This is a genomic window from Streptomyces sp. NPDC031100, assembly GCF_055570785.1.
The window spans coordinates 61,721-88,129 of record NZ_JBVIGN010000009.1 but is presented as its reverse complement, the minus strand read 5'-3'; the positions used below and the strand labels follow the sequence as shown (position 1 = coordinate 88,129).

32 protein-coding genes are annotated in these 26,409 nt (G+C 70.8%); 21 read left to right on the top strand and 11 right to left on the bottom strand.

All coding sequences use genetic code 11. The features are described from left to right. Positions 1–15 precede the first annotated feature (15 nt). A complete protein-coding gene (locus tag ACZ5DS_RS25035) occupies positions 16–642 on the bottom strand; it encodes a LysE family translocator (RefSeq protein ID WP_468242384.1) in 627 nt (208 codons plus the stop codon). Positions 643–794: 152 nt separating this feature from the next. Here ACZ5DS_RS25035 and ACZ5DS_RS25030 point away from each other — a divergent pair, with 152 nt between their 5' ends. Beyond that, positions 795–1,901 (top strand): DUF2786 domain-containing protein, encoded by a 1,107-nt coding sequence (locus ACZ5DS_RS25030; protein WP_468242382.1) that lies wholly within the window; start codon positions 795–797, stop codon positions 1,899–1,901. Positions 1,902–1,940: 39 nt separating this feature from the next. Here the strand turns inward: ACZ5DS_RS25030 and ACZ5DS_RS25025 are convergent, their stop codons facing one another. The 4 genes from ACZ5DS_RS25025 to rpmB all read right to left on the bottom strand — a co-directional run bounded on the left by ACZ5DS_RS25025 (position 1,941) and on the right by rpmB (position 3,708). Beyond that, a complete protein-coding gene (locus tag ACZ5DS_RS25025; RefSeq protein ID WP_468242380.1) occupies positions 1,941–2,456 on the bottom strand; it encodes a DUF4232 domain-containing protein in 516 nt (171 codons plus the stop codon). 125 nt (positions 2,457–2,581) lie between these two features. After that, a complete protein-coding gene (locus tag ACZ5DS_RS25020; protein WP_468242377.1) occupies positions 2,582–3,067 on the bottom strand; it encodes a hypothetical protein in 486 nt (161 codons plus the stop codon). Positions 3,068–3,166: 99 nt separating this feature from the next. After that, positions 3,167–3,472 (bottom strand): 30S ribosomal protein S14, encoded by a 306-nt coding sequence (gene rpsN / locus ACZ5DS_RS25015; RefSeq protein WP_468242375.1) that lies wholly within the window; start codon positions 3,470–3,472, stop codon positions 3,167–3,169. Beyond that, positions 3,472–3,708, bottom strand: a complete 237-nt coding sequence (gene rpmB, locus ACZ5DS_RS25010) for a 50S ribosomal protein L28 (protein WP_468242372.1) — start codon at positions 3,706–3,708, stop codon at positions 3,472–3,474. Before rpmB ends, rpsN begins: the two co-directional genes overlap by 1 nt. A 61-nt stretch (positions 3,709–3,769) precedes the next feature. Between rpmB and rpmG the strand changes: the two genes are divergently transcribed. The 8 genes from rpmG (at position 3,770) to ACZ5DS_RS24970 (ending at position 7,284) form a co-directional block, all read left to right on the top strand. Continuing rightward, positions 3,770–3,934, top strand: a complete 165-nt coding sequence (rpmG, locus tag ACZ5DS_RS25005; protein WP_468242370.1) for a 50S ribosomal protein L33 — start codon at positions 3,770–3,772, stop codon at positions 3,932–3,934. Between the two features lie 9 nt (positions 3,935–3,943). Beyond that, on the top strand, positions 3,944–4,198 hold the full coding sequence (locus ACZ5DS_RS25000; protein WP_094218349.1) for a type B 50S ribosomal protein L31: 255 nt from the start codon (positions 3,944–3,946) through the stop codon (positions 4,196–4,198). Then, the gene (locus ACZ5DS_RS24995; protein WP_468242367.1) at positions 4,195–5,370 is read left to right on the top strand and encodes a CobW family GTP-binding protein; all 1,176 of its coding nucleotides are present in this window, start codon (positions 4,195–4,197) and stop codon (positions 5,368–5,370) included. The genes ACZ5DS_RS25000 and ACZ5DS_RS24995 overlap by 4 nt, the downstream gene beginning before the upstream one ends. Then, the gene (gene rpsR, locus ACZ5DS_RS24990; protein ID WP_468242365.1) at positions 5,370–5,603 is read left to right on the top strand and encodes a 30S ribosomal protein S18; all 234 of its coding nucleotides are present in this window, start codon (positions 5,370–5,372) and stop codon (positions 5,601–5,603) included. The genes ACZ5DS_RS24995 and rpsR overlap by 1 nt, the downstream gene beginning before the upstream one ends. 65 nt (positions 5,604–5,668) lie before the next feature. Beyond that, positions 5,669–6,043: a VOC family protein gene (locus ACZ5DS_RS24985; RefSeq protein WP_468242363.1), complete on the top strand. Its 375-nt coding sequence runs from the start codon at positions 5,669–5,671 to the stop codon at positions 6,041–6,043. Positions 6,044–6,050: 7 nt separating this feature from the next. Beyond that, positions 6,051–6,398 carry an ArsR/SmtB family transcription factor gene (locus ACZ5DS_RS24980; RefSeq protein WP_468242360.1) on the top strand — a complete coding sequence of 116 codons (348 nt, stop codon included), beginning with the start codon at positions 6,051–6,053 and terminating at the stop codon, positions 6,396–6,398. Further along, the gene (locus ACZ5DS_RS24975; protein WP_468242358.1) at positions 6,395–6,868 is read left to right on the top strand and encodes an SRPBCC family protein; all 474 of its coding nucleotides are present in this window, start codon (positions 6,395–6,397) and stop codon (positions 6,866–6,868) included. The genes ACZ5DS_RS24980 and ACZ5DS_RS24975 overlap by 4 nt, the downstream gene beginning before the upstream one ends. Before the next feature lie 146 nt (positions 6,869–7,014). Continuing rightward, positions 7,015–7,284, top strand: a complete 270-nt coding sequence (locus ACZ5DS_RS24970) for a DUF397 domain-containing protein (protein ID WP_388793180.1) — start codon at positions 7,015–7,017, stop codon at positions 7,282–7,284. A gap of 131 nt (positions 7,285–7,415) precedes the next feature. Here ACZ5DS_RS24970 and ACZ5DS_RS24965 read toward each other — a convergent pair whose 3' ends face one another. Then, positions 7,416–7,940: an ATP-binding protein gene (locus tag ACZ5DS_RS24965; RefSeq protein WP_468242355.1), complete on the bottom strand. Its 525-nt coding sequence runs from the start codon at positions 7,938–7,940 to the stop codon at positions 7,416–7,418. Positions 7,941–8,294: 354 nt separating this feature from the next. Here ACZ5DS_RS24965 and ACZ5DS_RS24960 point away from each other — a divergent pair, with 354 nt between their 5' ends. From ACZ5DS_RS24960 to ACZ5DS_RS24935, 6 genes are all read left to right on the top strand, one after another. Then, complete coding sequence (locus tag ACZ5DS_RS24960; protein ID WP_468242982.1) at positions 8,295–9,119, top strand: helix-turn-helix domain-containing protein; 825 nt, start codon at positions 8,295–8,297, stop codon at positions 9,117–9,119. 93 nt (positions 9,120–9,212) lie between these two features. Then, positions 9,213–10,673, top strand: a complete 1,461-nt coding sequence (locus ACZ5DS_RS24955; RefSeq protein ID WP_468242353.1) for an aldehyde dehydrogenase family protein — start codon at positions 9,213–9,215, stop codon at positions 10,671–10,673. A 121-nt stretch (positions 10,674–10,794) separates the two neighbouring features. Then, the gene (locus ACZ5DS_RS24950; RefSeq protein ID WP_468242351.1) at positions 10,795–11,334 is read left to right on the top strand and encodes a DinB family protein; all 540 of its coding nucleotides are present in this window, start codon (positions 10,795–10,797) and stop codon (positions 11,332–11,334) included. 24 nt (positions 11,335–11,358) lie between these two features. Next, the gene (locus ACZ5DS_RS24945) at positions 11,359–12,000 is read left to right on the top strand and encodes a PadR family transcriptional regulator (protein ID WP_468242348.1); all 642 of its coding nucleotides are present in this window, start codon (positions 11,359–11,361) and stop codon (positions 11,998–12,000) included. 120 nt (positions 12,001–12,120) lie between these two features. Then, positions 12,121–13,086, top strand: coding sequence for an ATP-binding cassette domain-containing protein (locus tag ACZ5DS_RS24940; protein WP_468242346.1), 966 nt, complete (start codon positions 12,121–12,123; stop codon positions 13,084–13,086). After that, a complete protein-coding gene (locus ACZ5DS_RS24935; RefSeq protein ID WP_468242343.1) occupies positions 13,086–13,862 on the top strand; it encodes an ABC transporter permease in 777 nt (258 codons plus the stop codon). Before ACZ5DS_RS24940 ends, ACZ5DS_RS24935 begins: the two co-directional genes overlap by 1 nt. Before the next feature lie 188 nt (positions 13,863–14,050). On the opposite strand, the gene ACZ5DS_RS24930 is transcribed toward ACZ5DS_RS24935, so the two are convergent. Both ACZ5DS_RS24930 and ACZ5DS_RS24925 read right to left on the bottom strand, forming a co-directional pair. Then, complete coding sequence (locus ACZ5DS_RS24930; RefSeq protein ID WP_468242341.1) at positions 14,051–15,457, bottom strand: glutamate decarboxylase; 1,407 nt, start codon at positions 15,455–15,457, stop codon at positions 14,051–14,053. 77 nt (positions 15,458–15,534) lie between these two features. Continuing rightward, entirely contained in the window at positions 15,535–16,740 is a 1,206-nt protein-coding gene (locus ACZ5DS_RS24925; RefSeq protein ID WP_468242338.1) for a chloride channel protein, read from the bottom strand. Positions 16,741–16,862: 122 nt separating this feature from the next. On the opposite strand from ACZ5DS_RS24925, the gene ACZ5DS_RS24920 reads away from it, so the two are divergent. Next, positions 16,863–17,624 carry a MerR family transcriptional regulator gene (locus ACZ5DS_RS24920; RefSeq protein WP_468242336.1) on the top strand — a complete coding sequence of 254 codons (762 nt, stop codon included), beginning with the start codon at positions 16,863–16,865 and terminating at the stop codon, positions 17,622–17,624. A gap of 21 nt (positions 17,625–17,645) precedes the next feature. On the opposite strand, the gene ACZ5DS_RS24915 is transcribed toward ACZ5DS_RS24920, so the two are convergent. Further along, the gene (locus ACZ5DS_RS24915; protein WP_404061080.1) at positions 17,646–18,011 is read right to left on the bottom strand and encodes a YbjQ family protein; all 366 of its coding nucleotides are present in this window, start codon (positions 18,009–18,011) and stop codon (positions 17,646–17,648) included. 140 nt (positions 18,012–18,151) lie between these two features. Here ACZ5DS_RS24915 and ACZ5DS_RS24910 point away from each other — a divergent pair, with 140 nt between their 5' ends. Beyond that, entirely contained in the window at positions 18,152–19,081 is a 930-nt protein-coding gene (locus tag ACZ5DS_RS24910) for a DedA family protein (RefSeq protein WP_468242334.1), read from the top strand. A 5-nt stretch (positions 19,082–19,086) separates the two neighbouring features. On the opposite strand, the gene ACZ5DS_RS24905 is transcribed toward ACZ5DS_RS24910, so the two are convergent. Beyond that, entirely contained in the window at positions 19,087–20,748 is a 1,662-nt protein-coding gene (locus ACZ5DS_RS24905) for a threonine/serine exporter family protein (protein WP_468242331.1), read from the bottom strand. A gap of 194 nt (positions 20,749–20,942) precedes the next feature. Next, positions 20,943–21,434: an inorganic diphosphatase gene (locus tag ACZ5DS_RS24900; RefSeq protein ID WP_067316824.1), complete on the bottom strand. Its 492-nt coding sequence runs from the start codon at positions 21,432–21,434 to the stop codon at positions 20,943–20,945. A 79-nt stretch (positions 21,435–21,513) separates the two neighbouring features. Between ACZ5DS_RS24900 and dacB the strand changes: the two genes are divergently transcribed. From dacB to hpt, 4 genes are all read left to right on the top strand, one after another. Next, complete coding sequence (gene dacB / locus ACZ5DS_RS24895; RefSeq protein WP_468242329.1) at positions 21,514–23,115, top strand: D-alanyl-D-alanine carboxypeptidase/D-alanyl-D-alanine endopeptidase; 1,602 nt, start codon at positions 21,514–21,516, stop codon at positions 23,113–23,115. Between the two features lie 99 nt (positions 23,116–23,214). Beyond that, positions 23,215–24,348: a zinc-dependent metalloprotease gene (locus tag ACZ5DS_RS24890; protein ID WP_468242326.1), complete on the top strand. Its 1,134-nt coding sequence runs from the start codon at positions 23,215–23,217 to the stop codon at positions 24,346–24,348. Between the two features lie 193 nt (positions 24,349–24,541). Continuing rightward, on the top strand, positions 24,542–25,612 hold the full coding sequence (tilS, locus tag ACZ5DS_RS24885) for a tRNA lysidine(34) synthetase TilS (RefSeq protein ID WP_468242324.1): 1,071 nt from the start codon (positions 24,542–24,544) through the stop codon (positions 25,610–25,612). A gap of 83 nt (positions 25,613–25,695) precedes the next feature. After that, a complete protein-coding gene (gene hpt / locus ACZ5DS_RS24880) occupies positions 25,696–26,256 on the top strand; it encodes a hypoxanthine phosphoribosyltransferase (protein WP_031165039.1) in 561 nt (186 codons plus the stop codon). Positions 26,257–26,409: the final 153 nt, after the last annotated feature.

Here is a 26,409-nt window from a genome sequence, read left to right as displayed (position 1 = left end):
GCGACTACTTGGCGACTACTTGGGCGCGGCCGCCAGACGCACCGCCAGTCCGGCGAACACCGTCCCGCTGAAGTAGTCGAGGCCCCGGGCCACGCGCCGGCTGCGCCGCAGCAGGGAGGCGAGCTTCCCGGAGAGCAGCCCGACCGAGCCGTCCATCAGGAGGCCCATCACCGTGATCGTGAACCCCAGGACCAGGAACTGCTCACGCACGTGCCCGAGGTCCGGATTCACGAACTGCGGCAGGAACGAGACGTTGAAGAGGATCACCTTGGGGTTGAGGAGATTGGTGACGGCGCCCCGACAGAAGGCCCGCCGGCGTCCCGCTTGCGGCACTGCCTCCGCCTCGACGGGCCCACCCTCGCCGCGGAACGCCCTGACCGCGAGGAACAGCAGATAGGCCGCGCCCGCCCAGCGCAATACGTGATACAGCGCCGGCAGGGTCAGGAACAGCGCCGACAGGCCGAGCGCCGCGGCGACCGCGTGCACGAACATCGCGCAGGCCACCCCGGCGGCGGCCGTCACGCCCGTCAGCGGGCCGCCCCGGCCGCCCATCGCCACGATGAACATCATGTCCGGACCGGGAGTGACACAGAGCGCGAAGGCGGCCACCAGGAAGGCCGCGTAGAGAGACATGTCCACCATGGGGTCATGCTCGGCGCGCTCCTGCGCGCGGGCGGCCGAATTCCGCGGAGTGAGACACCGAAGCCCCGGAGCCGACCGCCCGCGCCGGAAGCTGTCCACAGGGTGTGGACGGCGCCGCCCCGCTGTCAGCGGCGCATGGCACGATCGACGGCGTGACCAGCACTGCCAACACCGTCGAGCGGGCCTTCCGGGCCGCCCTGTACGACGACACCGACGCCGGACTCGACACGGGCGCCTCCCTGCTCGCCGCCGACCCCGCCGCGGACGCGGAACTCGCCCGGCGGGGCGAGGAGTTCGTCGCGACGGCCTGGCAGCGCGGCTGGCAGCCCGCCGACGTCGTACGGCTCCTGCGGCGCGACCTGGAGGACGTCCACGTACGCCTGGCCGCGGGGCTGATCCGGACCCAGGCCGGACAGGACCGCCCGCGCGGGCGCCGCTGGGCCGCCCAGCTGGAGGCGCTGCCCGAGGACCCCGCGCGCGGGAGCGACCGCTTCTCGCACGCCACCGCCGTCCTCCAGCTGTACCGCCTGCTGCTGCGCCTGCCCGCCCTGGAGCCCCTCGAAGAGCCCCTCCGCGAGCACGGACCCACCGCCTCCCGCATGCTCACCCGGATCCGCGCCCTGCTCGCCAAGGCCGAGGCGACCGGGTATCCGGAGGAGGCGGAGGCGCTGAGCGCCAAGGCGCAGGAGCTGATGGCCCGGCACAGCATCGACGAGGCGCTGCTCGCCGCCGCGGCCCCCGCACCGGATGCGCCCGGCGCCTGCCGCATCGGCGTGGAGCCGCCGTACGAGCAGGCCAAGGCGGTCCTCCTGGACGCGGTCGCCACCGCCAACCACTGCCGGGCGGTGTGGAACGAACCGCTGGCCTTCTCCACGGTCGTCGGTTTCGAGGCGGACCTGGAGGCGGTCGAGCTGCTCTACACCTCGCTGCTGGTGCAGGCCACGCACGCGATGACCAAGGCGGAGGCGGCCCAGAGAGCCGGCGGCCGCAAGCGGACCAAGACCTTCCGGCAGTCGTTCCTGGCGGCCTACGCCCACCGGGTCGGCGACCGGCTCGCGGCAGCGGCCGAGACCCAGGTGACCCAGGACCTGCTGCCGGTCCTCGCCACCCGCGAAGTAGCCGTCACCCACCGGCTGGAGCGCATGTTCCCGGAGACCACCACGACCCGGCTGCGCGGTGTGAGCGACGCGGCGGGCTGGACGGAGGGCGCGCGGGCGGCGGACGAGGCGCAGGTCAGAGCCCGCCCCAGACTGTCCTGAGGGCCGCCGCCGCGCAGCCGCCGCGAGGCCGCCTACGGGTCAGTCCCCGACCTGCTGGAAGGCGCTGACGGAAGCATCCGGGGTGTTCGAGGAGCCCTTGGTGGCGATGGGGCCGTACGACCACGGGAAGCTGCGGGTGGCCTTGGAGCCGGGCAGGGCCACCTTCACGGTCTTCGCCTCCAGGCTGCTCTTGTCGCCCGCCTTGCCGCGCACGTAGCTGATCGTGAACGACGCCGAGTCACCCTTGGCGAGCTTCAGCTGCTGGGCCTTGGCGCCCTGCAGCACGGGCACCTCGACCTCGGAGTCGCCGCTGTTCAGCAGGGCGCTCGGGAACTTGTCCAGGGTGCAGGGCGCGCTCTGGTTGGTGATGCTCACGGGCACCTCACCCGTGTCACCGGCGGCCGGTGCGACGCTCGCCGACCCGATCTGTACCGAGACCCCGCCGATCTCGCAGGCGGAGCTGCTCTTCCCGTTCTTGCCACCGCCGCTGTCGTTGCAGGCGGTCAGCAGCAGGGCGGCGGCGAGAGCGGTGGCGGTGAGCGGAATGGCGCGCATGAGCAGGTCCCATCGAGGTCGTGACGGTCTCCTCGCATCATGGCCCCTGCGCCCGGGGCGTGATCAGGCGCCCCGGGCGAATTCACCGCTTCAGGTGCGCCGTCACCGCTTCAGCAGGTGCGCCGTCACTGCTTCGCGGCCGCCGTAGGCAGCCCCGACGGCAGCTTGCCGCCCTCGGCCTTGCTGTAGGTCTCCTGGCCGAGCTTGCCCGACCAGGTCACCTTCAGGGCGTCCTTGTTCACCGAGTCGACCATGCCGGTGACCCGGTCCTTGCTGCCGTTGGTGCAGGTCAGATGGATCATCTGCATGCCCGATTCGGTGCCCGCGGTGCCGCTGCACACGGTCCCGCCGGTAGCGAAGAGCCCGGCCTGTTTGCCGGTGATCACCAGGGCCACGACCGCGCCCTTGCTGGTGGTGATCCAGCTGCCCTGGAGTGTGCCGGAGGAGCCCGTCACGGCGCCCTTGCCCGTGGACGTCGAGGTCGCGCTCGCGCTCGGGGTGGGCGAGGAGTCGCCCTTGTGGCCGCCCCCGCTGCACGCGGTCAGCGCGAGCGCGCCCACCAGCCCCGCGGCCGCGGCCGCGGTCCGCACCCTTGCAGTCGCCGTAGTCACGTCAAGCTCCCAAGCTGTAGCGAGCCGGCCGCCCGGGGCCGCCGGCCCGTCGCGGACGACACCCCCCGGACGGGAGGGACCGCAGCAAGCTACCAGCCGTTACCACGAGGACTTCCGGACGCCGGGCAGGAATCCCTTGTGAGCCTGCTCGCGCAGGTTCACCCGGGACAGGCCGAAGGTGCGCAGGTAGCCGCGGGGGCGGCCGTCCACCTGGTCGCGGTTGCGCGTCCGGGTGGCGGAGGCGTCGCGCGGCTGCCTGCGCAACTCCCGCTGGGCCGCGAGTCGTTCGGTCTCCGTGGAGGTCGGCCGCCGGATGATCTCCTTGAGCTCGGCGCGCCGCCGGGCGTAGCGGGCGACGATCTCCCTGCGCTTGTCGTTCTTCGCGATCTTGCTCTTCTTCGCCATCAGACCTTCACTCCCCGGGCACGGATCCGGGCCACGGCCGCCTCGACACCGATCGTGTCCACGGTCCTGATCGCCTTCGCGCTCAGCCGCAGCCGGACGTACCGGGCCTCGCTCGGCAGCCAGTAGCGCTTGGCCTGGATGTTCGGGTCGAAGCGGCGCGAGGTGCGCCGGTGGGAGGGGGAGATGCGGTTGCCGAAGCCCGGCCGGGCCCCGGCCAGCATGCAGTGGGCGGACATGGTGACGTACCTCTCGCACTCAGTGACTGGTAATGGGATTCATTTTCAGTAACATAGCAGCATGGCACGCAACGAACTCCGCCCGGTCATCAAGCTCCGGTCCACGGCCGGCACCGGCCACACCTACGTGACCCGCAAGAACCGCCGCAACAACCCGGACCGCCTGACGCTGCGCAAGTACGACCCGGTCGTCGGCCGGCACGTCGAGTTCCGAGAGGAGCGCTGAGGCATCGCCATGCGCAAGGGAATCCACCCCGGCTACGGGCCCGTCGTGTTCCGTGACCGTGCCGCGAACCACGCCTTCCTCACCCGCTCGACGATGACGAGCGAGAAGACGATCGAATGGGAGGACGGCCACACCTATCCGGTCGTGGACGTCGAGATCTCGAACGTCAGCCACCCCTTCTACACCGGCACCGCCCGCGTCCTGGACACGGCCGGGCGGGTCGAGCGCTTCGAGCGCCGGTACGGGAAGCGGGGCGGGGCGTGAGCCTGCCGGTGGCCGTCGTCGGCGGGCTGCATGCCGAGGCCCGCAAGGCGGCCGTGGAGCGGCTGCTCACCGACGTGCGCGGCAGCGTCGTACTCCACCATGACCTGGCGACGGCCGCCGCCGGTACGGTCGTGCGCACCGTTCGGGACCGCGACGGCGTCCGCTGGGCCGGTGAGACACCCCTGGTCAACGACTGTGCCTGCTGCGCCCTGCGGGAGGATCTGGTGCCGGAGTTGCGCCGGCTCGCCGACGACGGCACCACCCGGCTCGCGATCGTCGAGCTGTGGGACTCGGTCGAGCCCAAGGCGATGGCCGAGGTGGTCACGGCCGGCGGCCTCACCGTCACGGGCGTGATCACCGCCGTCGACCCGGCGCTGGTGCTGCCGTACCTCGGCAACGGCGACGACCTCGCCGAGGCCGGCCTCGCCGCGGCCGCCACCGACCAGCGCACGGTCGCCGACACCTTCGCCCGGCAGCTGGAATACGCCCCCGTCCTTGCTGTCGCCGATTCCCCGGAGGCCGACGACGAGGACCGCGAGCTGCTGGCGCAGCTCCATCCGACGGCCCGCCAGGTTCCGATCGGCCACGGTGGCCTGGCGGGCGCACCGGCACCTGCACGTGCATCCGCAGCGCCCTCCCCGCTGGCCGCGGCCGCCCTCGGCGGCTTCGACGTGGAGGCCGCAGCGGCCGCACAGCACCCGGCCTGCGCCCTGCTGCCCGCCGAGGCCGACCACCACGGCGTCTCCACGCTGGTCTGGCACCGGCGCCGCCCCTTCCACCCCGAGCGGCTGTACGCGGCCCTGGAGGACCTGACCTGCGCCGCGGCCCGCAGCCGCGGCCGGTTCTGGCTCGCCGACAAGCCCGACGTGCTGCTGCACTGGGACGCGGCCGGCGGCGCGCTGTGCGTCGAGAGCGCCGGGCCCTGGCTCGCCGCGCTGCCGGACGCGGCCTGGGAGATGGTCCCGCCGGTGCGCCGGGCCGCCGCCGCCCTGGACTGGCACCCGGAGCACGGCGACTGCGGCAACCACCTGGTGTTCACCTCGCCCGGCCTGGACCGCGACGGACTCACCCACCTGCTGGAGTCCTGCCTGCTCACCGACGCCGAGTACGCCGCCGGGCGCGACGCCTGGAAGAAGCTGCCGCCCGCCTTCGACACCCTGCTGGAGGTCTGATGCCCCGCAAGAGCGACCGCAAGCCCGCCAAGAACCGGCCCAACCCCCTGGACCAGGCCGGGATCACCTTCATCGACTACAAGGACACCGACCTTCTCCGGAAGTTCGTCTCCGACCGCGGCAAGATCCGCAGCCGCCGCGTCACCCGGGTCACCGCCCGGCAGCAGCGGCTGTTGGCGCGGGCCATCAAGAACGCGCGGGAGATGGCGCTGCTGCCGTACTCCAGCAGGTGAACGCCTATAGGTAGGCAATCTCCTACGGTTGACGCGTAGGGGATTGCCTACCTAGCCTTCAGGGCATGACCATCACGCACGCCTCCTTCGTCACGCTTCCCGTCTCCGACCAGGACCGCGCCCTGCGCTTCTACCGGGATGTCCTCGGCCTGGAGGTCACCGCCGACCGGGACATGCCCCAGGGGCGCTGGCTCCAGGTGGCCCCCAGGGGCGCACAGACCGTCTTCACGCTCTCGGGGCCGGGCATGGGTGGTTTCGAGCCCGGTTCGGCCCGGGGGATCATGTTGGTGACGACCGATGTCGACGCCGACTGTGCCCGGCTCGCCGCGGCCGGGATTTCCGTGCAGGGGCCGGACGAACTCCCCTGGGGCCGCATGGCCTCCTTCACGGACCCCGACGGCAACGGTCTGATGCTGCTGACGGAGAAGGAAGGCTTCTGACCGCTCGATGAACGGGACGGGTACCGCTGCCGAGGACCGCGTCTTCGCCGCGCTGGCCAACGCCACGCGCCGCGAGGTGCTGCGGCTGCTGCGCGAGCGCGGGCCCCAGCCCGTGCAGGCCCTGGCCGACCACTTCGACATGCGCCGCCCGAGCCTCTCGGAACACCTCAAGGTGCTCCGGGGGGCCGGCCTCGTCTCCGAGCAGCGCGCCGGCCGGCAGCGCATCTACCGCCTCGAGGCGGCCCCGCTCGCCGAGGTGCAGGACTGGCTCCATCCGTACGAGCGGTTCTGGCGCGAGAAGTTGAAGGGCCTCGGCGATCTGCTCGACCGCATGCCCGACGATGACCACCCATGAGCACCGCACCGCCTGACGACGCCGACGACCTCACGACGATCCGCGTCGACCAGTTCTTCCCGCATCCGCCCGCCAAGGTCTGGCGGGCCCTGACCGAGCCCGACCTGCTGGCCCGCTGGCAGATGCCCGGCGCCGAGAACTTCCGGCTGGAGGTCGGCCACCGGTACCGGATGACCTCGGTCCCGCGTCCCGGTTCCCGCTTCTCCGGTGTCGTGGAAGTGCAGGTCCTCGCCTACGACACCGAGCGGACGCTGTCCCTCCGGTGGACGGATGCCGATCCCGCCAATCCCGCGGACTGGACCATCACGTGGACGCTGGAACAGGAAGGGCGCGGTACGCGTCTCTTCCTAGTGCACGAGGGATTCGATCCGGACGACCCGATGCAGATGATGGCGCGGAAGATCATGGGCGGGGGCTGGAGGCGGCATGTCCTGCCGGCTCTGGGGCAGACGCTGGAACAGCTTCGGTAAAGCGAACGTCAAAGCAGTAATCGCGGGAACACTCCCCGTGCACGTGCATCTGCACATGCGTCTGCATGTGAACGGGGTTATGATCCGGATCGGTTGACTACAGCATCCATGGCCACACCAGCCAGTGCACCACCGGGGAGCGACCTGTGGACCGCGACGTTGACGGCGTGTACGGGGGGTACGACGTGTACAACGGCATGGCTGCCACGCAGCTGGACGGCGTGGCCTGGCAGAAGAGCAGGCACAGCAACTCGCAGGGTTCCTGCGTGGAGTTCGCGCGGCTGCCCGGCGGCGATGTGGCCGTACGCAACTCGCGCTTCCCGGACGGGCCCGCGCTCGTCTACACCCGCGCGGAGATCGAGGCCATGCTCCTCGGCGTCAAGGACGGCGAGTTCGACCATCTCATCGCCGGCTGAAACGACTCACCGGAGGAACGGCCGCCGGTGAAACGACTCACCGACCGCGAGGCCGGGCCGAGTTCGGGTGGACGCGCGTAGATTCGGCTGTGCGCGCAGAGAAACGCGGCGTCGATCGGCGCCGCGGCGCGTCACTCGGCCGGCGAGAGCCGGAACAGCGCCCAGACCACCTTGCCGTGGAGCGTGCCCGCGAGCGGGTGCCAGCCCCAGCTGTCGGCGAACGAGTCGACCAGGAACAGTCCGCGGCCCGACTCGGCCGAGAAGTCGTCCGAGTCGCGCGGTGCGGGCGACTCGTGGCTGGGGTCGCGCACCGCGCACACCAGCCGCTCGGCCCAGCGCATCAGGTGCAGCCGCACCGCGGCCTGTTCGGGGCATCCCGCGTCGGCCGAGTCGGAAGGTGCGGCCCGCAGGGCCTCGTTGGAAGGGTGGTGGTGGGGAAGCGGCAGGCCATGGCGCAGGGCGTTGGTGACGAGTTCGGAGACGACGAGACATATGTCGTCGAAGCGGTCGCCCACGTCCCACTGGTCCAGGGTGCCGCGGGTGAAGCGGCGGGCCTCGCGCACCGCTTCGTAGCGGGCGGGCAGGGCGCAGGAGGCGGCATCGGACACGGCCGCGGGATCCAACGGCGGAAGGCCCTGCCGTAACGGCTTGAGCATGGTCGATCCATTCGTCCCCATGCGAGGCACTCCCGGGAATTCGCGGTCGTTGCGATGCAGCGGTGGCGCGGCTCCATGGTTTCGGATGGGAAGGGCAGATGCAAGGGCAGATGCACGTGCACGCGACCGAATTGAACCTCCCCGACCGCTTCTTGGCCATTTTTTCCGCCAACTTGGATTGCCGTTCTGTCAGAGGTCCCTACCTCTTCCAGCGGAAAACGGCTGACCTCTTTCCGTTTCCGTAACCGGACGAGTACTGCTCGGAGTGTTTTAGTGGCAGACTTCGGGCCCTGAAGACGGTTGGGGAGGCTGGCGAACGTGAGCGCGGGAGAGCCCGGATCGGTGGTGCGGCGCATGCTGCTCGGCTCGCAACTCAGGCGACTGCGTGAAGCTCGGGGGATCACGCGCGAGGCGGCGGGGTACTCGATCCGAGCGTCGGAGTCGAAGATCAGCCGGATGGAGCTGGGCCGGGTGAGCTTCAAGACCAGGGACGTCGAAGACCTGCTGACGCTGTACGGCATCACCGACGAGGCCGAGCGCGAGTCGCTGCTCTCCCTCGCCCGGGAGGCCAACGTGGCGGGCTGGTGGCACAGTTACACCGACGTACTGCCCAGCTGGTTCCCCACCTATGTGGGCCTGGAGGGCGCCGCCTCCCTGGTGCGGGTGTACGAGGTGCAGTTCGTGCACGGCCTGCTCCAGACCGAGGAGTACGCCCGCGCGGTGGTCCGGCGCGGCATGAAGGGCGCCAGCGCGGCCGACGTGGAGCGGCGGGTCGCGCTGCGCCTGGAGCGCCAGAAGCACCTGCTCGACGACAACGCGCCCGAGTTCCACATCGTCCTGGACGAGGCCGCCCTGCGCCGCCCCTACGGCGACCGCGACGTGATGCGCGGTCAGCTCCAGCACCTGATCGACGTCTCGCAGCGGCCCAACGTACGGCTCCAGGTCATGCCGTTCGGTTTCGGCGGGCACTCCGGCGAGAGCGGCGCCTTCACCATTCTCAGCTTCCCCGAGTCGGACCTGTCCGACGTGGTGTACGTGGAGCAGCTGACCAGCGCCCTCTACCTGGACAAACGGGAGGACGTCGCCCAGTACGAGCAGGCGCTGAAGGAGCTGCAGCAGGACAGCCCCGGCCCCGACGAGAGCCGGGACCTGCTGCGCGGTCTTCTGCAACTGTCTTGAGAGGCCACCCTCAACTCTCCTTAATCACAAGTACGATGACGAGCGATCAGACCGTGACCAGGATCTGGCAGCTGCTAGTGATTGAGGGATCACATGTCGTCCTACTTCAGCGACCTGGCCCAGCAGTACATCGACGGTGAATGGCGCCCGGGCACCGGTTCCTGGGACGTCATCGACTTCAACCCGTACGACGACGAGAAGCTGGCCTCGATCACCGTGGCCACCGTCGACGAGGTCGACCAGGCCTACCGGGCAGCCGCCCGGGCCCAGAAGCAGTGGGCCGCGACCAATCCGTACACCCGCCGCGCGGTCTTCGAGCGGGCGCTGCGACTGATAGAGGAGCGCGAGCAGGAGATAGCCGACCTGATCATCGCGGAGCTGGGCGGCACGCGCGTGAAGGCGGGCTTCGAGCTGCACCTCGCCAAGGAGTTCCTGCGCGAGTCGATCCACCTGGCGCTGCGCCCCGAGGGGAAGATCCTGCCCTCCCCGGGCGACGGCAAGGAGAACCGCGTCTACCGGGTCCCGGTGGGCGTGGTGGGTGTGATCAGCCCGTTCAACTTCCCGTTCCTGCTGTCGATCAAGTCGGTGGCCCCGGCCCTCGCCCTCGGCAACGGCGTGGTGCTCAAGCCGCACCAGAACACCCCGATCGCCGGCGGCACCCTGGTCGCGAAGATCTTCGAGGAGGCGGGGCTGCCGGGCGGTCTGTTCAACGTCGTCGTCACCGACATAGCCGAGATCGGCGACGCCTTCATCGAGCACCCGATCCCCAAGGTCATCTCCTTCACCGGCTCCGACAAGGTCGGCCGGCACGTCGCCACCGTCTGCGCCTCGCACTTCAAGCGCGCGGTGCTCGAACTGGGCGGCAACAGCGCGCTGGTGGTCCTGGACGACGCCGACATCGACTACGCGGTCGACGCGGCGGTCTTCAGCCGGTACGTCCACCAGGGGCAGGTCTGCATGGCCGCGAACCGGGTGCTCGTGGACCGGTCGGTCGCGGACGAGTTCACCGAGAAGTTCGTCGCCAAGGTCAGAACGCTCAAGGTCGGCGACCCGCGCGACCCGCAGACCGTCATCGGCCCGGTGATCAACTCCGCCCAGGCCAACGCCATTTCCGGCACGGTCGAGCAGGCGCTCGCCGAGGGCGCCACGGCCCTGGTGCACGGCGCCACCACCGGCAACCTGGTCGAGCCCAGCGTGCTCACCGACGTCCCCGCCGACTCCGCCCTGCTCCAGCAGGAGGTCTTCGGCCCGGTCGTCTTCCTCGTCCCGTTCGACGGCGAGGAGGAGGCGGTCCGGATCGTCAACGACACCCCGTACGGCCTCAGCGGCGCCGTCCACACGGGTGACATCGAGCGCGGTGTGGCGTTCGCCAAGCGGATCGACACCGGCATGTTCCACGTGAACGACGGCACCGTGCACGACGAGCCGCTCGTGCCCTTCGGCGGCGAGAAGCACTCCGGCCTCGGCCGTCTGAACGGCGAGACCACGCTGGAGGCCTTCACCACGATCAAGTGGATCTCGGTGCAGCACGGCCGCAGCGGCTTCCCCTTCTAGGTCTCTCCCGCTCTCTTTCGAGATTGCCTCTCGCGGCGGGCCCTTGCGGACAGAAGCTGACCGCAAGGGCCCGTAGCTTCGTCGGTGTCAGGGAAACGGACCCGATGAAAGGCGGCCGATCATGGTCACGCACGTGGCGGCGGAGACCCAGGGCGACGAGCGCGGGGCGCTGCTGGCGTTCCTGGAGGAGCAGCGCGGAGGCATCCGCCGGGCGCTGCTGGGGCTGACGGAGGAGCAGGCACGCCTGCGCCCGAGCGCCAGCGAGCTGTCCCTGGGCGGCCTGCTCAAGCATGTCGCCGAGGTGGAGCAGGGCTGGGTGGCCCGGGCCAAGCAGGAGCCGCCGGCGGTCCACCGTGACGAGTCCAACTGGCACGAGTGCTTCCAGCTGGCCGGCGACGAGACGGTCGCCTCGCAGCTCGCGTACTGGGAGCAGGTCGCCGCCGAGACGGAGAAGTTCATCCGCTCCGCGCCCGGCCTGGACGACAGCTTCCCGCTGCCGCCCGACCCCTGGTTCCCGCCGGAGGGCCGGGTCTCCCTGCGCTGGCTGTGCCTGCACCTGATCCGCGAGACGGCCCGGCACGCGGGCCACGCGGACATCATCCGGGAGTCCCTGGACGGGAAGACCGCGTTCGAGCTGGTGGCCCTGGAGCAGGAAGGCTAGCGCTGCGGCCATAACCTGGACCGCATGTCAGCGATCCGTCTTCTCGTGCTGGGTGCGGTCCGCCAGCACGGGCGGGCCCACGGCTACCAGGTGCGCAACGACCTGGAGTACTGGGGCGCGCACGAGTGGTCCAACGCCAAGCCGGGCTCGATCTACCACGCCCTGAAGCAGATGGAGAAGCAGGGGCTGCTGCACGCGCACGAGATCGCGCCGTCCACGGCCGGGGGCCCGCCGCGCACCGAGTACGAGATCACGGACCGGGGCGCGGAGGAGTTCTTCCGGCTGCTGCGGGAGTCCCTGGTCGCCTACGACCAGAAGATGGACATCCAGTCGGCGGCCATCGGCTTCCTGGTCGAGCTGGAGCGGGCCGAGGCGCTGGACCTGCTCCGGGAGCGGATCCGGCGGATCGAGCAGTGGCGGGCGGCCGTCACCGAGCACTACATCCCCGAGGACGGCCCCGAGCAGCTCGGCCACATCGGCGAGATCATGAACCTCTGGGTCCACACGGCCGACTCCGACGCCGCCTGGACCCGGGGGCTGATCGCCCGGCTGGAGGCGGGCGCCTACACGTTCGCCGGCGAGGGCGAGCGCTTCGTGGGTGTGCTCACCGAGGGCCAGGAGAACCCGTACGCGACGGGGGAGCGGCATCCGGAGGACGACCGCTGATTCAGTTGATTCAGAGGAAGACCACTGATTCAACGGAAAACCACTAATCAAGTTTGACCAATCAGCAGGCCGGGGTTACCTTTCCAGGGTAGTCAAGTTTGACTAGCGAGGGAGTGGCACGTGGCCGACACGGCGATCACCGTCGAGGACGCACGCAAGACCTACGGCACCAAGCACGCCCTGGACGGGCTCGACCTGCACGTCACCCGCGGCACCGTGCACGCGGTGCTCGGGCCCAACGGGGCGGGCAAGACCACCCTGGTCCGGATCCTGTCCACCCTGCTCAGGCCGGACGGCGGCCGCATCGAGGTCGCCGGGCACGACGTGCTCACCGAGGCCCGCGCGGTCCGCCGGCGCATCGGACTGCTGGGCCAGTACGCGGCCCTGGACGAGCAGCTGGACGGCCGGCAGAACCTGGAGATGTTCGCCCGGCTGCACCACCTCGGCGCCCGCCACGCGCGCGTGCGCGCCGCCGAGCTCCTGGAGCGCTTCGACCTCACCGACACCGGCCGCACCCCGGTCGCCCACTACAGCGGCGGCATGCGCCGCCGCCTCGACCTCGCCGCCTCCCTCATCGGTAACAAGCACAGCACCGATCCCGAGGTGCTGTTCCTGGACGAGCCCACCACCGGCCTCGACCCGCGCGGCCGCGCCGAGGTCTGGGCCGCCGTCCGCTCCCTGGTCGGCGGCGGTACGACGGTCCTGCTCACCACCCAGTACCTGGAGGAGGCCGACCAACTGGCCCACCGCATCGCCTTCGTGGACCACGGCCGGGTCGTCGTCGACGGCACCCCCGACGAGCTGAAGACCCTCACCGGCGGCGACCGCATCGACGTCGTCCTGCGTGACGCGGGCCAACTCGGCGCGGCCGTCGCCCTGCTGCCCGTCACCGGCGTCTCGGTGGACACCGACCGCCGGCTGCTCAGCGCCCCGGTCACCGACCGTATGAGCGCGCTCTCCGGGGTCGTACGCGCCCTGGAGGCAGCCGGCATCGAGGCGGCGGACGTCGCCCTGCGCCGGCCCACGCTGGACGAGGTGTTCCTGCACCTCACCGGCGAGGAGAACCGAGTGAAGGAGGCTGCGTGATGGCGATGGTCCCGTCCGTCCAGCATGTCCTGACCGACTCCTGGACCATGACCCGGCGCGAACTCGCCCACTGGGCACGGCAGCCCGGGCAGGTGCTGGTCGCCCTGGTCTTCCCGGTGATGCTGCTGCTGATGTTCGGCTACCTGATCGGCGGCGGCCGGGGCGTCACCGGCGACTACGTCGACTACCTGGTGCCCGGCATGCTGGCGCTCACCATGGCCTTCGGCCTGGAGGGCACCATGCTCAACGTCACCCAGGACCTCACCAAGGGCGTCATCGACCGCTTCCGCTCCCTGCCCATGGCCAACGGCGCCGTCCTGGTGGGCCGTTCGGCGGCCGACATGCTCCAGTCGGCGGTGACGCTCGCGCTGCTGGCGGCCGTGGCGTACGCGCTGGGCTGGCGGGCGCAGGGCGGCCCCGGGGCCTTCCTGGCCGCCTTCGGACTGCTCCTCCTGCTCCGCTTCGCGATGCTCTGGGTCGGCATCCATCTCGCCCTGATCGCCGGCCGGCCCGAGATGGTCCAGGCGGTCCAGATCCTCGTCTGGCCCGTCGGCTTCCTCTCCAACGCCCTGGCCACACCGGAGGCCATGCCCGACTGGCTGGGCACGGCCGTCCAGTGGAACCCGCTCTCCCAGACGGCGACAGCCGTACGGGACCTGCTCGGCAGCCAGGGCGGAGAGCCGGGCCATGTGTGGGCGGCCGTGGCCTGGCCGCTGGGCCTGCTGGCCGTGTTCTTCCCGCTGGCTGTGGGGAAGTTCGCCCGCCTCGGCCGCTAGGGCCTGTCCGGCGGATCAGGCCGGCTCCAGGCAACGGTGCCTCATCGGCGCAGGTCAGCGGGGGCGATGGGGGAGCGTCCAGCTGCAAGGCGGAGGAGGGAGTCGACGCGGAGCGTCGGGGACCGACGACAACGCGGCAGATGGGCGTGCCAGACCCCGCGTCTCCGGCATGATCCGCCGGACAGGCCCTAGTGGTGGAAGCCGGTGGCCGCCTCCTTGTCCCGGGTCAGGGGGTGCGGCTGCCGGCGCAGCTCCGGCAGCAGGCGGGCCAGGTCGTCGACGAACAGCTCCGCGAGATCGTGGGAGAAGCCGTTGCGGCACACGACGCGCACCACGGACAGGTCTTCACGGTTCGGCGGGAAGGTGTACGCGGGCACCAGCCAGCCGCCCTCGCGCAGCCGCCGGGAGACGTCGAAGACGTCGTACGCGGTGACGTCCGGGGCGGTGGTGAAGGCGAACACCGGCAGTTGGTCGCCCCGGGTCAGCAGCCGGAAGTCACCGAGCGCCTCGATCTTCCCGGCGAGCGAGGTCGCCACGTCCCGCGTCGACTGCTGCACCGCGCGGTAGCCGTCCCGGCCGAGGCGCAGGAACGTGTAGTACTGCGCCACCACCTGGGCGCCGGGCCGGGAGAAGTTGAGCGCGAAGGTCGGCATATCGCCGCCCAGGTAGTTGACCCGGAAGACCAGCTCCTCGGGCAGCGCCTCCTTGTCCCGCCACAGCGCCCAGCCGACGCCCGGGTAGACCAGGCCGTACTTGTGCCCCGAGGTGTTGATCGAGGCCACGCGCGGCAGCCGGAAGTCCCACACCAGGTCCTCGTCCAGGAAAGGCGCCACCATGCCGCCGGACGCGCCGTCCACGTGCACCGGGATGTCGAGACCGGTGCGCTCCTGGAGGTCGTCCAGGGCCACGCACAGGTCCGCGATCGGCTCGTAGGACCCGTCGAAGGTGGAACCGAGGATGCCGACGACCCCGATGGTGTTCTCGTCGCACAGCTCGGCCGCCGCCTGCGGATCCAGGTGGTACCGGTCGCCCTCCATCGGGACCAGCCGGGCCTCCACCTCCCAGAACGTGCAGAACTTCTCCCAGCAGACCTGGACATTGGCGCCCATGACCAGGTTCGGGCGGGCTCCCGGGTAGCGGTCGGCGTTGCGCCCCGCCCAGCGCCGCTTCAGCGCCATCCCGGCCAGCATGCACGCCTCGCTGGAGCCTGTGGTCGAACAGCCCATGGCGGCCGACGGGTCCGGCGCGTTCCACAGGTCGGCGAGCATCGCCACACAGCGCCGCTCCAGCTCGGCCGTGCGCGGGTACTCGTCCTTGTCGATCATGTTCTTGTCCCGGCACTCACCCATCAGCACCCCGGCTTGCGGCTCCATCCAGGTGGTGACGAAAGTGGCCAGGTTCAGCCGGGCGTTGCCGTCCAGCATCAGCTCGTCGTGCACCAGCTGGTACGCCGTCGCCGGGGGCAGCGGAGTGTCCGGGAGCCGGTGCGTGGGCGGGGCCTCGGTCATGCCGCCGACCGGGTTCGCCTCCCCGAAGAACGGGTTGACCGACATCGGCCGCTCTTCGTGCTTCTCGGGACCTTTGTGCAGGGCCATGGGACATGCCTCCAGAGGGGGAGCGGGTCAGCGGACCGGGGTGCCGTCGTGCCGTAGCTGCATCTGCGGGCGCCCCGTCACCAGCAGCCAGGCCGGCAGCGAGGCGATGCACAGGAGGGCGAGGATGCTGGGCGAGGCGACCAGGACGGCGGCGGTGAACAGGCGGACCTCGAATTAGCGATCCGTAGCGATCCTGTGACAGTATGTGCACGCACGCCCGGCGCCCAGGCGACGTCGGGCACCCTCCTTGGCCCCATAGCTGTGCAGGCTGGGCCAATCAGCGTCCGGAGGGACGTGCTCACACGGGCCGACCGCTTGCCGGTCGGCACCAGGGCACGAAGACGATTGGCGTACGTCCGGCACACAGCCGTGCGTGAATGCCGGGGAGACCCGGCATCGCGACGCCAGTCAGAGACGCTCACCCAGCCCTGCCGGGTGATGAGAGGCACAGGGGTGTGGGCGGTGAGACCACAGGTGGCGCCTAGGGGTGCGGCCGGGATGATCCGCCTACTCCTGAAGTTGCCGGACGCAGAGCCGAGCACCGCGGCCGCCGAGGCGACCACGAGCGCGGCCGCCAGGTCCCTCCGGTGCGGGTGGCCGAGGGGCGGCAGATCCAGGTCGAAGGTCGGATGGGACACCAGGGTGGTCGTCATGGCCCCGCAGGCGGCCGCGGTCAGCGGTGCGAACAGGTTGTCCCACAGCAGCCCCCGGATCGGCCTGCCGGCCAGCGCCTCGGAGATGACCAGCGCTGCCGCCACCGGCGTGCCGAACAGCGCCCCGATCGTCGCCGACTCGGCCAGCACCGGCCACGGAGTGCCGGGCGTGCGGGGCAGGAAGCGCCCGCCGAGCCAGGCCGCCAGGGCGATGTTCGCGGCGATGATCGGGTTCTCGGGGCCGAGGCTCGGCCCGCCCGCCAGCATCAGACCGGTCGCCAGCACCAGGCCCGGCAGCACGAGCGGCGGCAGGACGGGCGCGTTCAGGCCCATGGTGGCCGGGTCGGGGCCGGCATGCCCGGGCGCCTTCCACACCACCAGCCCGACCGCGAGCCCGGTCGCGATCAGCATCACGGCCATCCACAGCACCGAATAGCGGCCCACGCCCAGCGCGTCCGGCAGCGGCCCCCACAGCACGTGCTGGAGCTGTTCCGCCGCGGCGCTCACCCCGACGAAGACCAGGCTGGAGCCCACCCCCACGGCCGCGGCGGGCAGGATGAACGGCAGCAGGGCCCGGGCCGGGGTCGCCGGGCGGGTCGCGGGAGCCGGCTGCGCGCTGTCCTGGGCCACGGGCTCACCATAAGCGGAATAAGCGGACAAATGATGTTGAACATCCCGAAGCGAAACCGGCTTGCACCTCACGTGACGTGAGGCCTCAGCGTGGAGGGCCTACCGACGAAAAGGAGCGGAAAGTGAGCTACTCCGTGGGACAGGTCGCGGGGTTCGCCGGGGTCACGGTGCGCACCCTGCACCACTACGACGAGATCGGCCTGCTCGTGCCCAGCGAGCGCACCCACGCCGGCCACCGGCGCTACGGCGACGCCGACCTCGACCGGCTTCAGCAGATCCTGTTCTACCGGGAGCTCGGCTTCCCGCTCGACGAGGTCGCGGCCCTGCTCGACGACCCGGATGCGGACCCGCGCGCACACCTGCGCCGCCAGCACGAACTGCTGACCGCCCGGATCGAGAAGCTGCAGAAGATGGCCGCGGCCGTGGAGCACGCCATGGAGGCACGCACGATGGGCATCAACCTCACGCCCGAGGAGCGGTTCGAGGTCTTCGGGGACAAGGATCCCGAGCAATACGCCGAGGAGGCCGAGCGGCGCTGGGGCGGTACGGAGGCGTACACCGAGTCGCAGCGCCGGGCCGCCCGCTACACCAAGGAGGACTGGAAGCGTCTCCAGGCCGAGGTCGACGACTGGACCGAGCGCTACGTCGCCCTGATGACCGCCGGTGAGCAGCCGACCGGCGAGCCGGCCATGGAACTGGCCGAGGAGCATCGTCGGCACATCAGCAAGTGGTACTACGAGTGCCCGCACGCCATGCACCGTTGCCTGGGCGCGATGTACGTCGCCGACGAGCGCTTCAAGGCGTTCTACGACTCCATGCGGCCGGGGCTCGCCGATCACCTGAGCGAGGCGATCGCCGCCAACGCCGACCGGCACACGGCCTGATCCGCTGGTCCGGGAGGAGGCCTACTCCCGGGCCAGGACCACCGCCGTGCCGTACGCGCACACCTCCGTGCCCACGTCCGCGGCCTCCGTCACGTCGAACCGGAACGCCAGCACTCCGTTGGCTCCACGCGCGCGTGCCTGCTCCACCAGCCGCTCCATGGCCTGGTTGCGGGTCTGCACCAGCGTCTTGGTGAGCCCCTTCAGCTCGCCGCCGATCATCGATTTCAGCCCGGCACCGATCTGGCTGCCCAGGTGCCGCGAGCGCACGGTGAGACCGAAGACCTCACCGATCACCTGCTGCACCCGGTATCCGGGCACATCGTTGGTCGTGACCACCAGCACGTCCGGCTGGGGCCCCTGGCCGCCGCCGTAGTCGTCGAGTCCCATGGCGCACAGCTTCATCCCAGTTGCTGCACAGTGCATCCTGGAGTCACCGGTGGAACCTGGGGCGGTCACATCGCGTTGATAGCTTTATGCGGCCGCACTGGACGCCGTAGCCGCCCTCATCCCCTCAGGAGCCCGGACCCGTGATGACACTTGCCCTCGGCCCGAGCTGGCTGGATCCCAATTATCTGCTCGACAACTACAGCATCTGGGGCCTGCTGCTCATCGTCTTCGCCGAGTCAGGCTTGCTCATCGGCTTCTTCCTGCCGGGCGACTCGCTGCTGTTCACGTGCGGTCTGCTGATCACGTCCGGGGACCTGGACTTCCCGTTGTGGGGCGCGATCGCCCTGATCTGCCTCGCCGCGGTCCTCGGCGACCAGGCGGGCTACATGTTCGGCAAGAAGGTCGGCCCGTCGCTCTTCAACCGCCCGGACTCCCGCCTCTTCAAGCAGGAGAACGTCACCAAGGCGCACGAGTTCTTCGAGAAGTACGGCCCGAAGTCCCTGGTCCTGGCCCGCTTCGTGCCTGTCGTGCGCACGTTCACGCCGATCATCGCCGGCGTCAGCGGCATGAAGTACCGCTCGTTCCTGATCTTCAACGTCATCGGCGGCGTCCTGTGGGGCGCGGGCGTCACGCTGCTCGGCTCCTGGCTGGGCAACATCGACTTCGTCAAGAAGAACATCGAGGCGATCCTCATCCTGATCGTCCTCGTCTCGGTGATCCCGATCGCGATCGAGTTCCTCCGCGCGCGGGGCAAGAACAAGAAGGCGGCGCAGGAGACGCCGCAGCCTCCCCAGCAGTCCCAGTACCAGCACCCCCCGGTCATGGACGACGCCACCGCCCAGCTCCGCCGCATCGAGCCGGAGGAGCCCTACCAGCAGCAGTACCAGCAGCAGCCGTACCCCCAGCAGGACCAGCAGTACTGGAACCAGGGCTACGACAACCAGGGCTACGACAATCACGGCTACGGCAACCAGTACCCGCAGCAGCAGCCCTACGGCGACCAGCAGTACCCGCAGCAGCCGTACCCGCAGCAGCAGTACGACCAGAACGGGTACCCCCGGGGCTATTAGGAGGCTCAGAACCCCCTGGTCCGCTTGGCCGCCCGGCGCTTGCCCGCGGAGCCGACCCGCAGGGTCAGCCTGGAGATCTCCGATCCCAGGTTGACCCCGATGGCGATCGCCATGGCCAGGGAGGCCGCCTTGGCCAGGGACACCAACCCCTTGTCCACCTCGTTCTGAGCCATGGACAGCAGCCCGAAGTACGTGGCCGAACCGGGCAGCAGCGGCCCGATCGCCGCCGTCGTGTACGGCAACGCGGACGCGAACCGGTACCGCGACAGCAGCTGCCCGAACAGCCCCACGAGCCCCGCCGCCACGGCCGTGGAGGCGACGGGGGAGATGCCGCCCGCGTAGTGCATCGCGCCGTACACCGACCAGGCCACACCCCCGTTCAGGGTCACCGCCAGCACGGTGGAGCGTTCCTGCTGCAGCAGCACGGCGAACGTCAGGGACAGCAGCATGGACGCGGCGATCTGTATCAGCGGCCGTTCGGAGAGGTTCAGCGCGACGTCCGGGTTCAGCTTGCCGCCGAGCTTGACGCCGAAGTACAGGACGACCAGCACGCCGATCACGATGCCGACGAAGAAGTACATGACCTCCAGCAGGCGCGCGGCGGCGGTGATGTAGAAGCCCGTCAGCCCGTCCTGCACACCCGCCACCAGCGCCCGCCCGGGCAGCAGCGCGAACAGTCCACCGGTGATGACGGCGGACGCCTTCACGTCGACGTCGGCCAGCGCGAACGCCACACCGATCGCCGCGGGCGGCATCGCGGCCACCGTGAACTGGTAGAACTCCGGCAGCCCGCGCCCCGCGCACAGCCACGCCAGCCGGTCGCCGAGCATCGCGCCCACCGCCGCCGCGACGAACACGATCAGGTCACCGCCGACCAGCACGGAGGCCGCACCCGCGAGCAGCCCGCTCGCGAGGGTCAGGGCCCAGCCGGGGTAGGGATGCCGGTTGCGGCGCATCTCCGCCAGGCGCCGGTAGGCCTCCTCCAGGGAGACATGGGTCTCCGGGTCGGTCAGATCGTCCACCAGCCGGAACACGGCCGCGAGCCGCGTGTAGTCCGTGCCCCGCCGCCGTACCGTCCGCGACGCCGTGACCGGGTCGTCCACGAGCGACGGCTGGTGGGAGATCGACAGCAGCGTGAAGGTCACCGTCGGCTCGCAGCGGTCCAGGCCGTAGGACCGGCACACCGCGAACATCGCGGCCTCCACGTCCTCCGCGCCCTCGCCGCCCGCCAGCAGCAGCTCCCCGATACGCAGGGTCAGGTCGAGCACGCGCGGGACGGCGGGCCCGCCCTCCTCCGCCCGCTGCACGGGCTCGGGCGCCGGCCGCTCGGCCACCGGCATGCGCAGCATCGTGCGCATCCGGTCCTGCCAGGGCGCGTCCTTGACCAGGCTGACCATCGGTATGCCGGTCGCCGGGGTGAACACCGGCGGGGCGTCCTTGGCGCTGTAGGTGCTCGGCAGGCTGAACGCCGACCCCTCCGGCTCGGCACCCGGCGGCTCCGGCGTCTGCAGGCCCTCCGGCACGGCGAACTCGGAGGTGGTGTCCGGCTCACCGCCGCCCTCGGGGACGTCGATGCCTTCGGGAATGGCGAACTCGGACGTGATCTCCGAGTCGTACGTGGTCCGCGCCTCGTCCGACCGGGGCTTCCTGTCCTCCGCCTCCGTCACCTCGCACCGCTCCCTGAACGACACCTTCCGTTGAGCTCAGTATGCGCACAGACAGACGAACGGCCGCCCGGCCTCCAGGAGGCCGCACGGCCGATCATGTCTCGGCGCACGCACCGCAACCATTAATTGCGCAACCACGACGGTGCGCAACCAGGTCCGCGAGAGCGGCGCCGGTTTAGGCGCAAAGGGGGTGCTCAGTGACCGCCCTGCTCCTCGAAGCGCTTGTACGACCGCTCGATCTCCGCCTCGGCGTCCGTGCGGCCCACCCAGTTGGCACCCTCGACCGACTTGCCGGGCTCCAGGTCCTTGTACACCTCGAAGAAGTGCTGGATCTCCAGGCGGTCGAACTCCGACACGTGGTGGATGTCGCGCAGGTGCTCCACCCGCGGGTCGGTGGACGGAACGCACAGCAGCTTGTCGTCGCCGCCCGCCTCGTCCGTCATCCGGAACATGCCGATCGCGCGGCACTTGATCAGGCAGCCCGGGAAGGTCGGCTCGTCCAGGATGACCAGCGCGTCCAGCGGGTCGCCGTCCTCGCCGAGGGTGTTCTCGACGAAGCCGTAGTCGGCCGGGTAGGCGGTCGAGGTGAAGAGGCGACGGTCCAGCCGGATCCGACCGGTCTCGTGGTCCACCTCGTACTTGTTCCGCGAACCCTTCGGGATCTCGATCGTGACGTCGAACTCCACCGGTGGCTCCTCCATGATCAGCACATAGTTCTGGTGATTAAGTGTCCCTCACGCAGGTGTGTGATCGCGAAAGGGGCTGGTGGTCGTGCCAGAGCTGAGGCCTTGGCGAGCCGCGAGACCGCACGTGGTGCGGGTCGCGAACGCCGTACGACCGCGTCTGGCGCGCGCCGCGACGGCCGCGAGACCGCGGGTCGTGCGGCTGGCGCGGGCCGTGCGTCCCGGGCCGGCACACCTTCCCCGGCCGCGGGCCGTCAGGACCTGGCAGTACACCGCGGGCGCCGCCACGGCCGGACTGGCGCTGGCCGCCGCAGTGGTGACCGTCGCCGGTCCCTGGGACGCCAACGGTCAGCGTACGGCCGAGCGGGACCGGGCGGTCGCCCTGGAGCGGCCGGGTGGCACAGATCACGGCGCCCCCGGCACGGCCGCGCAGGCACCCCGGCCCGCACCGAGCGCCCCGGCCGTCCTGGCGGGTCTGGGCGGTACCACGGGCACCGTCAGCACCAAGAAGGCCCCGCCCGGCCAGAAGGCCCTCGCGGACGTCCTGGGGCCGCTCCTGGACGCCCCCGCGCTCGGCGCCGACCGCGCGGCGGCCGTCGTCGACATCACCACCGGCAAGCAGCTCTACGGCACCGACGCCGGACAGCCCCTCACACCCGCCTCCACCACCAAGATCGCCACCGCCGTCGCAGCCCTGTCCGCCCTCGGCCCCGACCACCGCCTCACCACCCGCGCCGCACTCGAACCCGACACCGGGGAACTGGTCCTCGTCGGCGGCGGCGACCCCACCCTCACCGCCCACCGGAAGGCCGCCGACTGGGCGAGCCTGCGCACGCTCGCCGCCGACACGGCCGCCGCACTGAAGAAGCGCGGCATCCACAAGATCAAGCTCTCCTACGACACCACGCTCTACGCCGGCCCCGCACTGCACCCCATCGGCCCCAACGCCAACCTCGCCTCCGTCAGCGCCCTGACGGTCGACGAGGGCCGCACGAACAACTCCACCAGCGGCCCGGCGGCCCGCGTGACCGACCCCGCGGCGGACGCGGCCGGCAGGTTCGCCGGTCTCCTGCGGGACGCCGGCGTCACGACCACGCCCCCCGGCCCCTCCAAGGCCACCAGCCGCGCCGAGACCCTCGCCACCGTCTCCTCGCCCCCGCTGTCCGCGCTGGTCGAGCGCATGCTGACCAACAGCGACAACGACATCGCCGAGGCCCTGGCCCGCCAGACCGCCCTGGCCGGCGGCGAGCCGGCGAGCTTCGCCGGCGGCGCGAAGGCGGTTGCCGTACAACTGAGGAACCTCGGCCTGCCGATGTCCGGCGCCTCCTTCCACGACGGCAGCGGCCTCAACCGCGACGACCGTCTCACGGCGAACCTCCTCACCGCCCTGCTGGTCAGGGCCGCCGACCCCGCCCGCCCCGGCCTCCGCCCGGTCCTCACCGGCCTCCCCGTCGCCGGCTTCACCGGAACCCTGACCCGCCGCTACACCGACGGCGCCGCAGGAGTCGTACGCGCGAAGACCGGCACCCTCACCGGCGTGAACACCCTGGCCGGCACGGTCGTGGACAACGACGGCCACCTCCTGGCCTTCGCCTTCCTCGCCTCCGGCACCACGGATCCCCAGGGGGCGCAGTCGGCCCTGGACAGGACGGCGAGCGCATTGGCGGGGTGCGGCTGCCGGTAGGAACCTGTTCCAGCCGTGGGCAGTCGTTCCGCAGGAAACCGCACCTCACCCGACCCCCACGGCCTGCCCCAAGCGGGAGCGCTCACGTACGGTTGACACATGACGAGCTTCGGTGGCACCGCATCTCCCGGGATGGTCGACTGGAACCTCGCGGTGGCAACCGCGACGCGGCTCGTACGCCCGGGACCCGAGGTCAGCCGCGACGAGGCCAGGGCCGTCGTCGCGGAGCTGCGCCGGCACGCGAAAGCCTCGGAGGGACACGTCCGGGGCTTCACTCGTATGGGCACCGCGGAGACCCACGACACCCCCGTCCTCGTCGTCGACCGCCCCGGCTGGGTCCGGGCGAACGTCGCCGGCTTCCGGGAGATCCTCAAGCCCCTCCTGGAGAAGATGCAGGACCGGCGCGGCAGCGGCCCCGGCAACGCCGTCCTCGGCGCCGTCGGCGGCAAGGTCACCGGCGTGGAACTCGGCATGCTGCTGTCGTTCCTCTCCTCCCGCGTCCTCGGCCAGTACGAGACCTTCGCCCCCGCCGCCCGCGACCTCCCGTCCGGTGAGAACGGCGGCGGGCGCCTCCTCCTCGTCGCACCCAACATCGTCCACGTGGAGCGCGAACTCGACGTCGAGCCGCACGACTTCAGGCTCTGGGTGTGCCTGCACGAGGAGACCCACCGCACCCAGTTCACCGCCGTGCCCTGGCTCCGCGACCACCTGGAGGGTGAAATCCAGTCGTTCTTGGCGGAGACCGACGTGGACCCGATGACCGTCCTGGAACGCGTCCGGGAGGCCGCCCAGTCCCTCGCCGGCGGCCGCCCCGAGGGCGAGGAGGACGACGGCGGACGCTCCTTCGTGGAACTGGTGCAGACCCCGGCCCAGCGCGAGATCCTCGGCCGCCTCACCGCGGTCATGTCGCTCCTGGAGGGCCACGCCGACTTCGTCATGGACGGGGTGGGCCCGGAGGTCGTACGGACCGTCTCCGAGATCCGCGAGAAGTTCCAGCAGCGCCGCGCCAAGGGCGCCTCCCGCCTCGACCTCGCCCTGCGCAAGCTGCTGGGTCTGGATGCCAAACTCAGGCAGTACCGGGACGGCGAACGCTTCGTACGAGCCGTCGTCGAGCAGGTCGGTATGGACGGCTTCAACCGCGTGTGGACATCCCCCAACACCCTGCCCACCAAGGCGGAGATCGCCAAACCGGCGGACTGGATCGCACGGGTGCACGGCAGGACCGAGTCGTGAACCGCACGGGGAGGTCGTGAAATGAATCCGGACTACGGCAGGCGAACGCCCCGCCAATCACCCGTCCGAGGGACCGTGAGCCATGGGTAGGCGTGCAATGCTCGGGGAACGGCCCGTTTCTGTCACCATCTACACACTCTGAGTGACCGACCTCGGGCTCAACCCCCCGAAAACTTCATGAAGGGAACCGGACATGGGTCCCCATCCTGCGGTCGCGGCGATACGCCTGGCGGTCCGCCGCGTCCTCCACGACATCCTCACCCACAACAGCCGCACCCTCGAAGCAGCAGCGACAGCCGCCACGGCAGCCACCGATGCAGCCCGCGAACCGAGCCGGAACGAGGGGACCCCCTCCCCGCTCGTGCTCGTCGCGTGCTCCGGCGGCGCCGACTCCATGGCGCTCGCCTCCGCCCTCGCCTTCGAGGCACCCAAGCTCGGCATCCGAGCCGGCGGCATCACCGTCGACCACGGCCTTCAGCCCGGCTCCGACCTCCGCGCCGCGGAGGTCGTCCTCAGGCTGCGCGAACTCGGCCTGAGCCCCGCCGAGTCCATCGCCGTGACCGTCGGCCGCGACGGCGGCCCTGAGGCCGCCGCCCGCGACGCCCGCTACGCCGCCCTCGACGCCGCTGCCGAACGCCTCGGCGCCACCGCGGTCCTGCTCGGCCACACCAGAGACGACCAGGCCGAAACCGTCCTGCTGGGCCTGGCCCGCGGCTCCGGCATCCGCTCCCTGTCCGGCATGGCCGCGGTCTCGGGGGCCGGCGGCCGTTACCGGCGGCCCTTCCTGCATCTCGACCGGCAGACCGCCCGCAAGGCCTGCATGGTCCAGTCCCTGCCCGTCTGGGACGACCCGCACAACGCCGACCCCGCCTACACCCGTTCCCGGCTGCGGCACGAGGGCCTGCCCGCCCTCGAAAAGGCCCTCGGCAAAGGCGTCGTGGAAGCGCTCGCCCGCACCGCCCAGCTCTCCCGCGACGACGCCGACGCCCTCGACACCTGGGCCAGCCAGGCCGAAGCCTCCGTGCGCGACGCCACGGGCCTGCTGGAGTGCGCCAAGCTCTACGCCCTCCCGCCCGCCGTGCGCCGCCGCATCCTGCGCCGCGCCGCCATCGACGCGGGCGCCCCGGCCGGTTCCCTCTTCGCCCGCCACATCGAGGAAGTCGACCGGTTGATCACCGGCTGGCGCGGCCAGGGAGCCATCAATCTCCCGGGCAAAGTCGTCGCTCAGCGACAGGGTGGCAGACTGGTGATTCGGCAAGGCTGATTCCCGACCCCCGGAGCGATCTCCGACGGGCCGGGCAGCCGGTCGCCGTAAGAGCGGCCGTAAGTGCGGGACGACCGAAAGTGATGCGGGTGGACGCGAAAGACATGGGTGCCGACCTCCAGCAGGTACTCATCACCAAGGAAGAGATCGACGCGAAGCTGGCCGAGCTGGCCGCGAAGATCGACGCGGAGTACGCGGGCAAGGACCTGCTCATCGTCGGTGTGCTCAAGGGCGCCGTGATGGTCATGGCGGATCTCGCCCGGGCGCTGTCCACCCCCGTCACCATGGACTGGATGGCCGTGTCCTCCTACGGCGCGGGCACCCAGTCCTCCGGTGTCGTGCGGATCCTCAAGGACCTCGACACCGACATCAAGGGCAAGCACGTCCTGATCGTCGAGGACATCATCGACTCCGGCCTGACCCTGTCCTGGCTGATCAACAACCTCGGCTCCCGCGAGCCCGCCTCCCTGAAGGTGTGCACGCTGCTGCGCAAGCCGGACGCCGCCAAGGTCGCCATCGACGTGGAGTGGGTCGGCTTCGACATCCCGAACGAGTTCGTCGTCGGCTACGGCCTCGACTACGCCGAGAAGTACCGCAACCTGCCGTTCGTCGGTACGCTCGCGCCTCACGTCTACGGCGGCTGAGCCAAACGGGTCAGCTCTTGTAAGACGATCGGGAACCCCAGCGGGTTTCGCGCCGTTGGAGCAAGCAGAGACGGGAACGCCGGCCGTCCATGCCACTCCGTGCGGCTTCGGACAACAATGCTGGGGTACCGTCAGAAGAACTGTCTTATCAAA

What these genes read in the sequence shown, in the direction of transcription:
- rpmG (WP_468242370.1), top strand. Translation starts at nt 3,770, where the DNA reads ATGGCACGCAACGAACTCCGCCCGGTCATCAAGCTCCGGTCCACGGCC.
- hpt (WP_031165039.1), top strand. Translation starts at nt 25,696, where the DNA reads ATGCGGGTGGACGCGAAAGACATGGGTGCCGACCTCCAGCAGGTACTC.
- ACZ5DS_RS25035 (WP_468242384.1), bottom strand. Translation starts at nt 642, where the DNA reads ATGGTGGACATGTCTCTCTACGCGGCCTTCCTGGTGGCCGCCTTCGCG.
- rpmB (WP_468242372.1), bottom strand. Translation starts at nt 3,708, where the DNA reads ATGTCCGCCCACTGCATGCTGGCCGGGGCCCGGCCGGGCTTCGGCAAC.
- ACZ5DS_RS24890 (WP_468242326.1), top strand. Translation starts at nt 23,215, where the DNA reads ATGACGAGCTTCGGTGGCACCGCATCTCCCGGGATGGTCGACTGGAAC.
- ACZ5DS_RS24930 (WP_468242341.1), bottom strand. Translation starts at nt 15,457, where the DNA reads ATGGCCCTGCACAAAGGTCCCGAGAAGCACGAAGAGCGGCCGATGTCG.
- ACZ5DS_RS24935 (WP_468242343.1), top strand. Translation starts at nt 13,086, where the DNA reads ATGGCGATGGTCCCGTCCGTCCAGCATGTCCTGACCGACTCCTGGACC.
- ACZ5DS_RS24950 (WP_468242351.1), top strand. Translation starts at nt 10,795, where the DNA reads ATGGTCACGCACGTGGCGGCGGAGACCCAGGGCGACGAGCGCGGGGCG.
- rpsR (WP_468242365.1), top strand. Translation starts at nt 5,370, where the DNA reads ATGCCCCGCAAGAGCGACCGCAAGCCCGCCAAGAACCGGCCCAACCCC.
- ACZ5DS_RS24965 (WP_468242355.1), bottom strand. Translation starts at nt 7,940, where the DNA reads ATGCTCAAGCCGTTACGGCAGGGCCTTCCGCCGTTGGATCCCGCGGCC.
- tilS (WP_468242324.1), top strand. Translation starts at nt 24,542, where the DNA reads ATGGGTCCCCATCCTGCGGTCGCGGCGATACGCCTGGCGGTCCGCCGC.
- ACZ5DS_RS25025 (WP_468242380.1), bottom strand. Translation starts at nt 2,456, where the DNA reads ATGCGCGCCATTCCGCTCACCGCCACCGCTCTCGCCGCCGCCCTGCTG.
- ACZ5DS_RS24980 (WP_468242360.1), top strand. Translation starts at nt 6,051, where the DNA reads ATGAACGGGACGGGTACCGCTGCCGAGGACCGCGTCTTCGCCGCGCTG.
- ACZ5DS_RS24985 (WP_468242363.1), top strand. Translation starts at nt 5,669, where the DNA reads ATGACCATCACGCACGCCTCCTTCGTCACGCTTCCCGTCTCCGACCAG.
- ACZ5DS_RS25000 (WP_094218349.1), top strand. Translation starts at nt 3,944, where the DNA reads ATGCGCAAGGGAATCCACCCCGGCTACGGGCCCGTCGTGTTCCGTGAC.
- ACZ5DS_RS24955 (WP_468242353.1), top strand. Translation starts at nt 9,213, where the DNA reads ATGTCGTCCTACTTCAGCGACCTGGCCCAGCAGTACATCGACGGTGAA.
- ACZ5DS_RS24945 (WP_468242348.1), top strand. Translation starts at nt 11,359, where the DNA reads ATGTCAGCGATCCGTCTTCTCGTGCTGGGTGCGGTCCGCCAGCACGGG.
- ACZ5DS_RS24915 (WP_404061080.1), bottom strand. Translation starts at nt 18,011, where the DNA reads ATGGGACTCGACGACTACGGCGGCGGCCAGGGGCCCCAGCCGGACGTG.
- ACZ5DS_RS24975 (WP_468242358.1), top strand. Translation starts at nt 6,395, where the DNA reads ATGAGCACCGCACCGCCTGACGACGCCGACGACCTCACGACGATCCGC.
- ACZ5DS_RS24960 (WP_468242982.1), top strand. Translation starts at nt 8,295, where the DNA reads ATGCTGCTCGGCTCGCAACTCAGGCGACTGCGTGAAGCTCGGGGGATC.
- rpsN (WP_468242375.1), bottom strand. Translation starts at nt 3,472, where the DNA reads ATGGCGAAGAAGAGCAAGATCGCGAAGAACGACAAGCGCAGGGAGATC.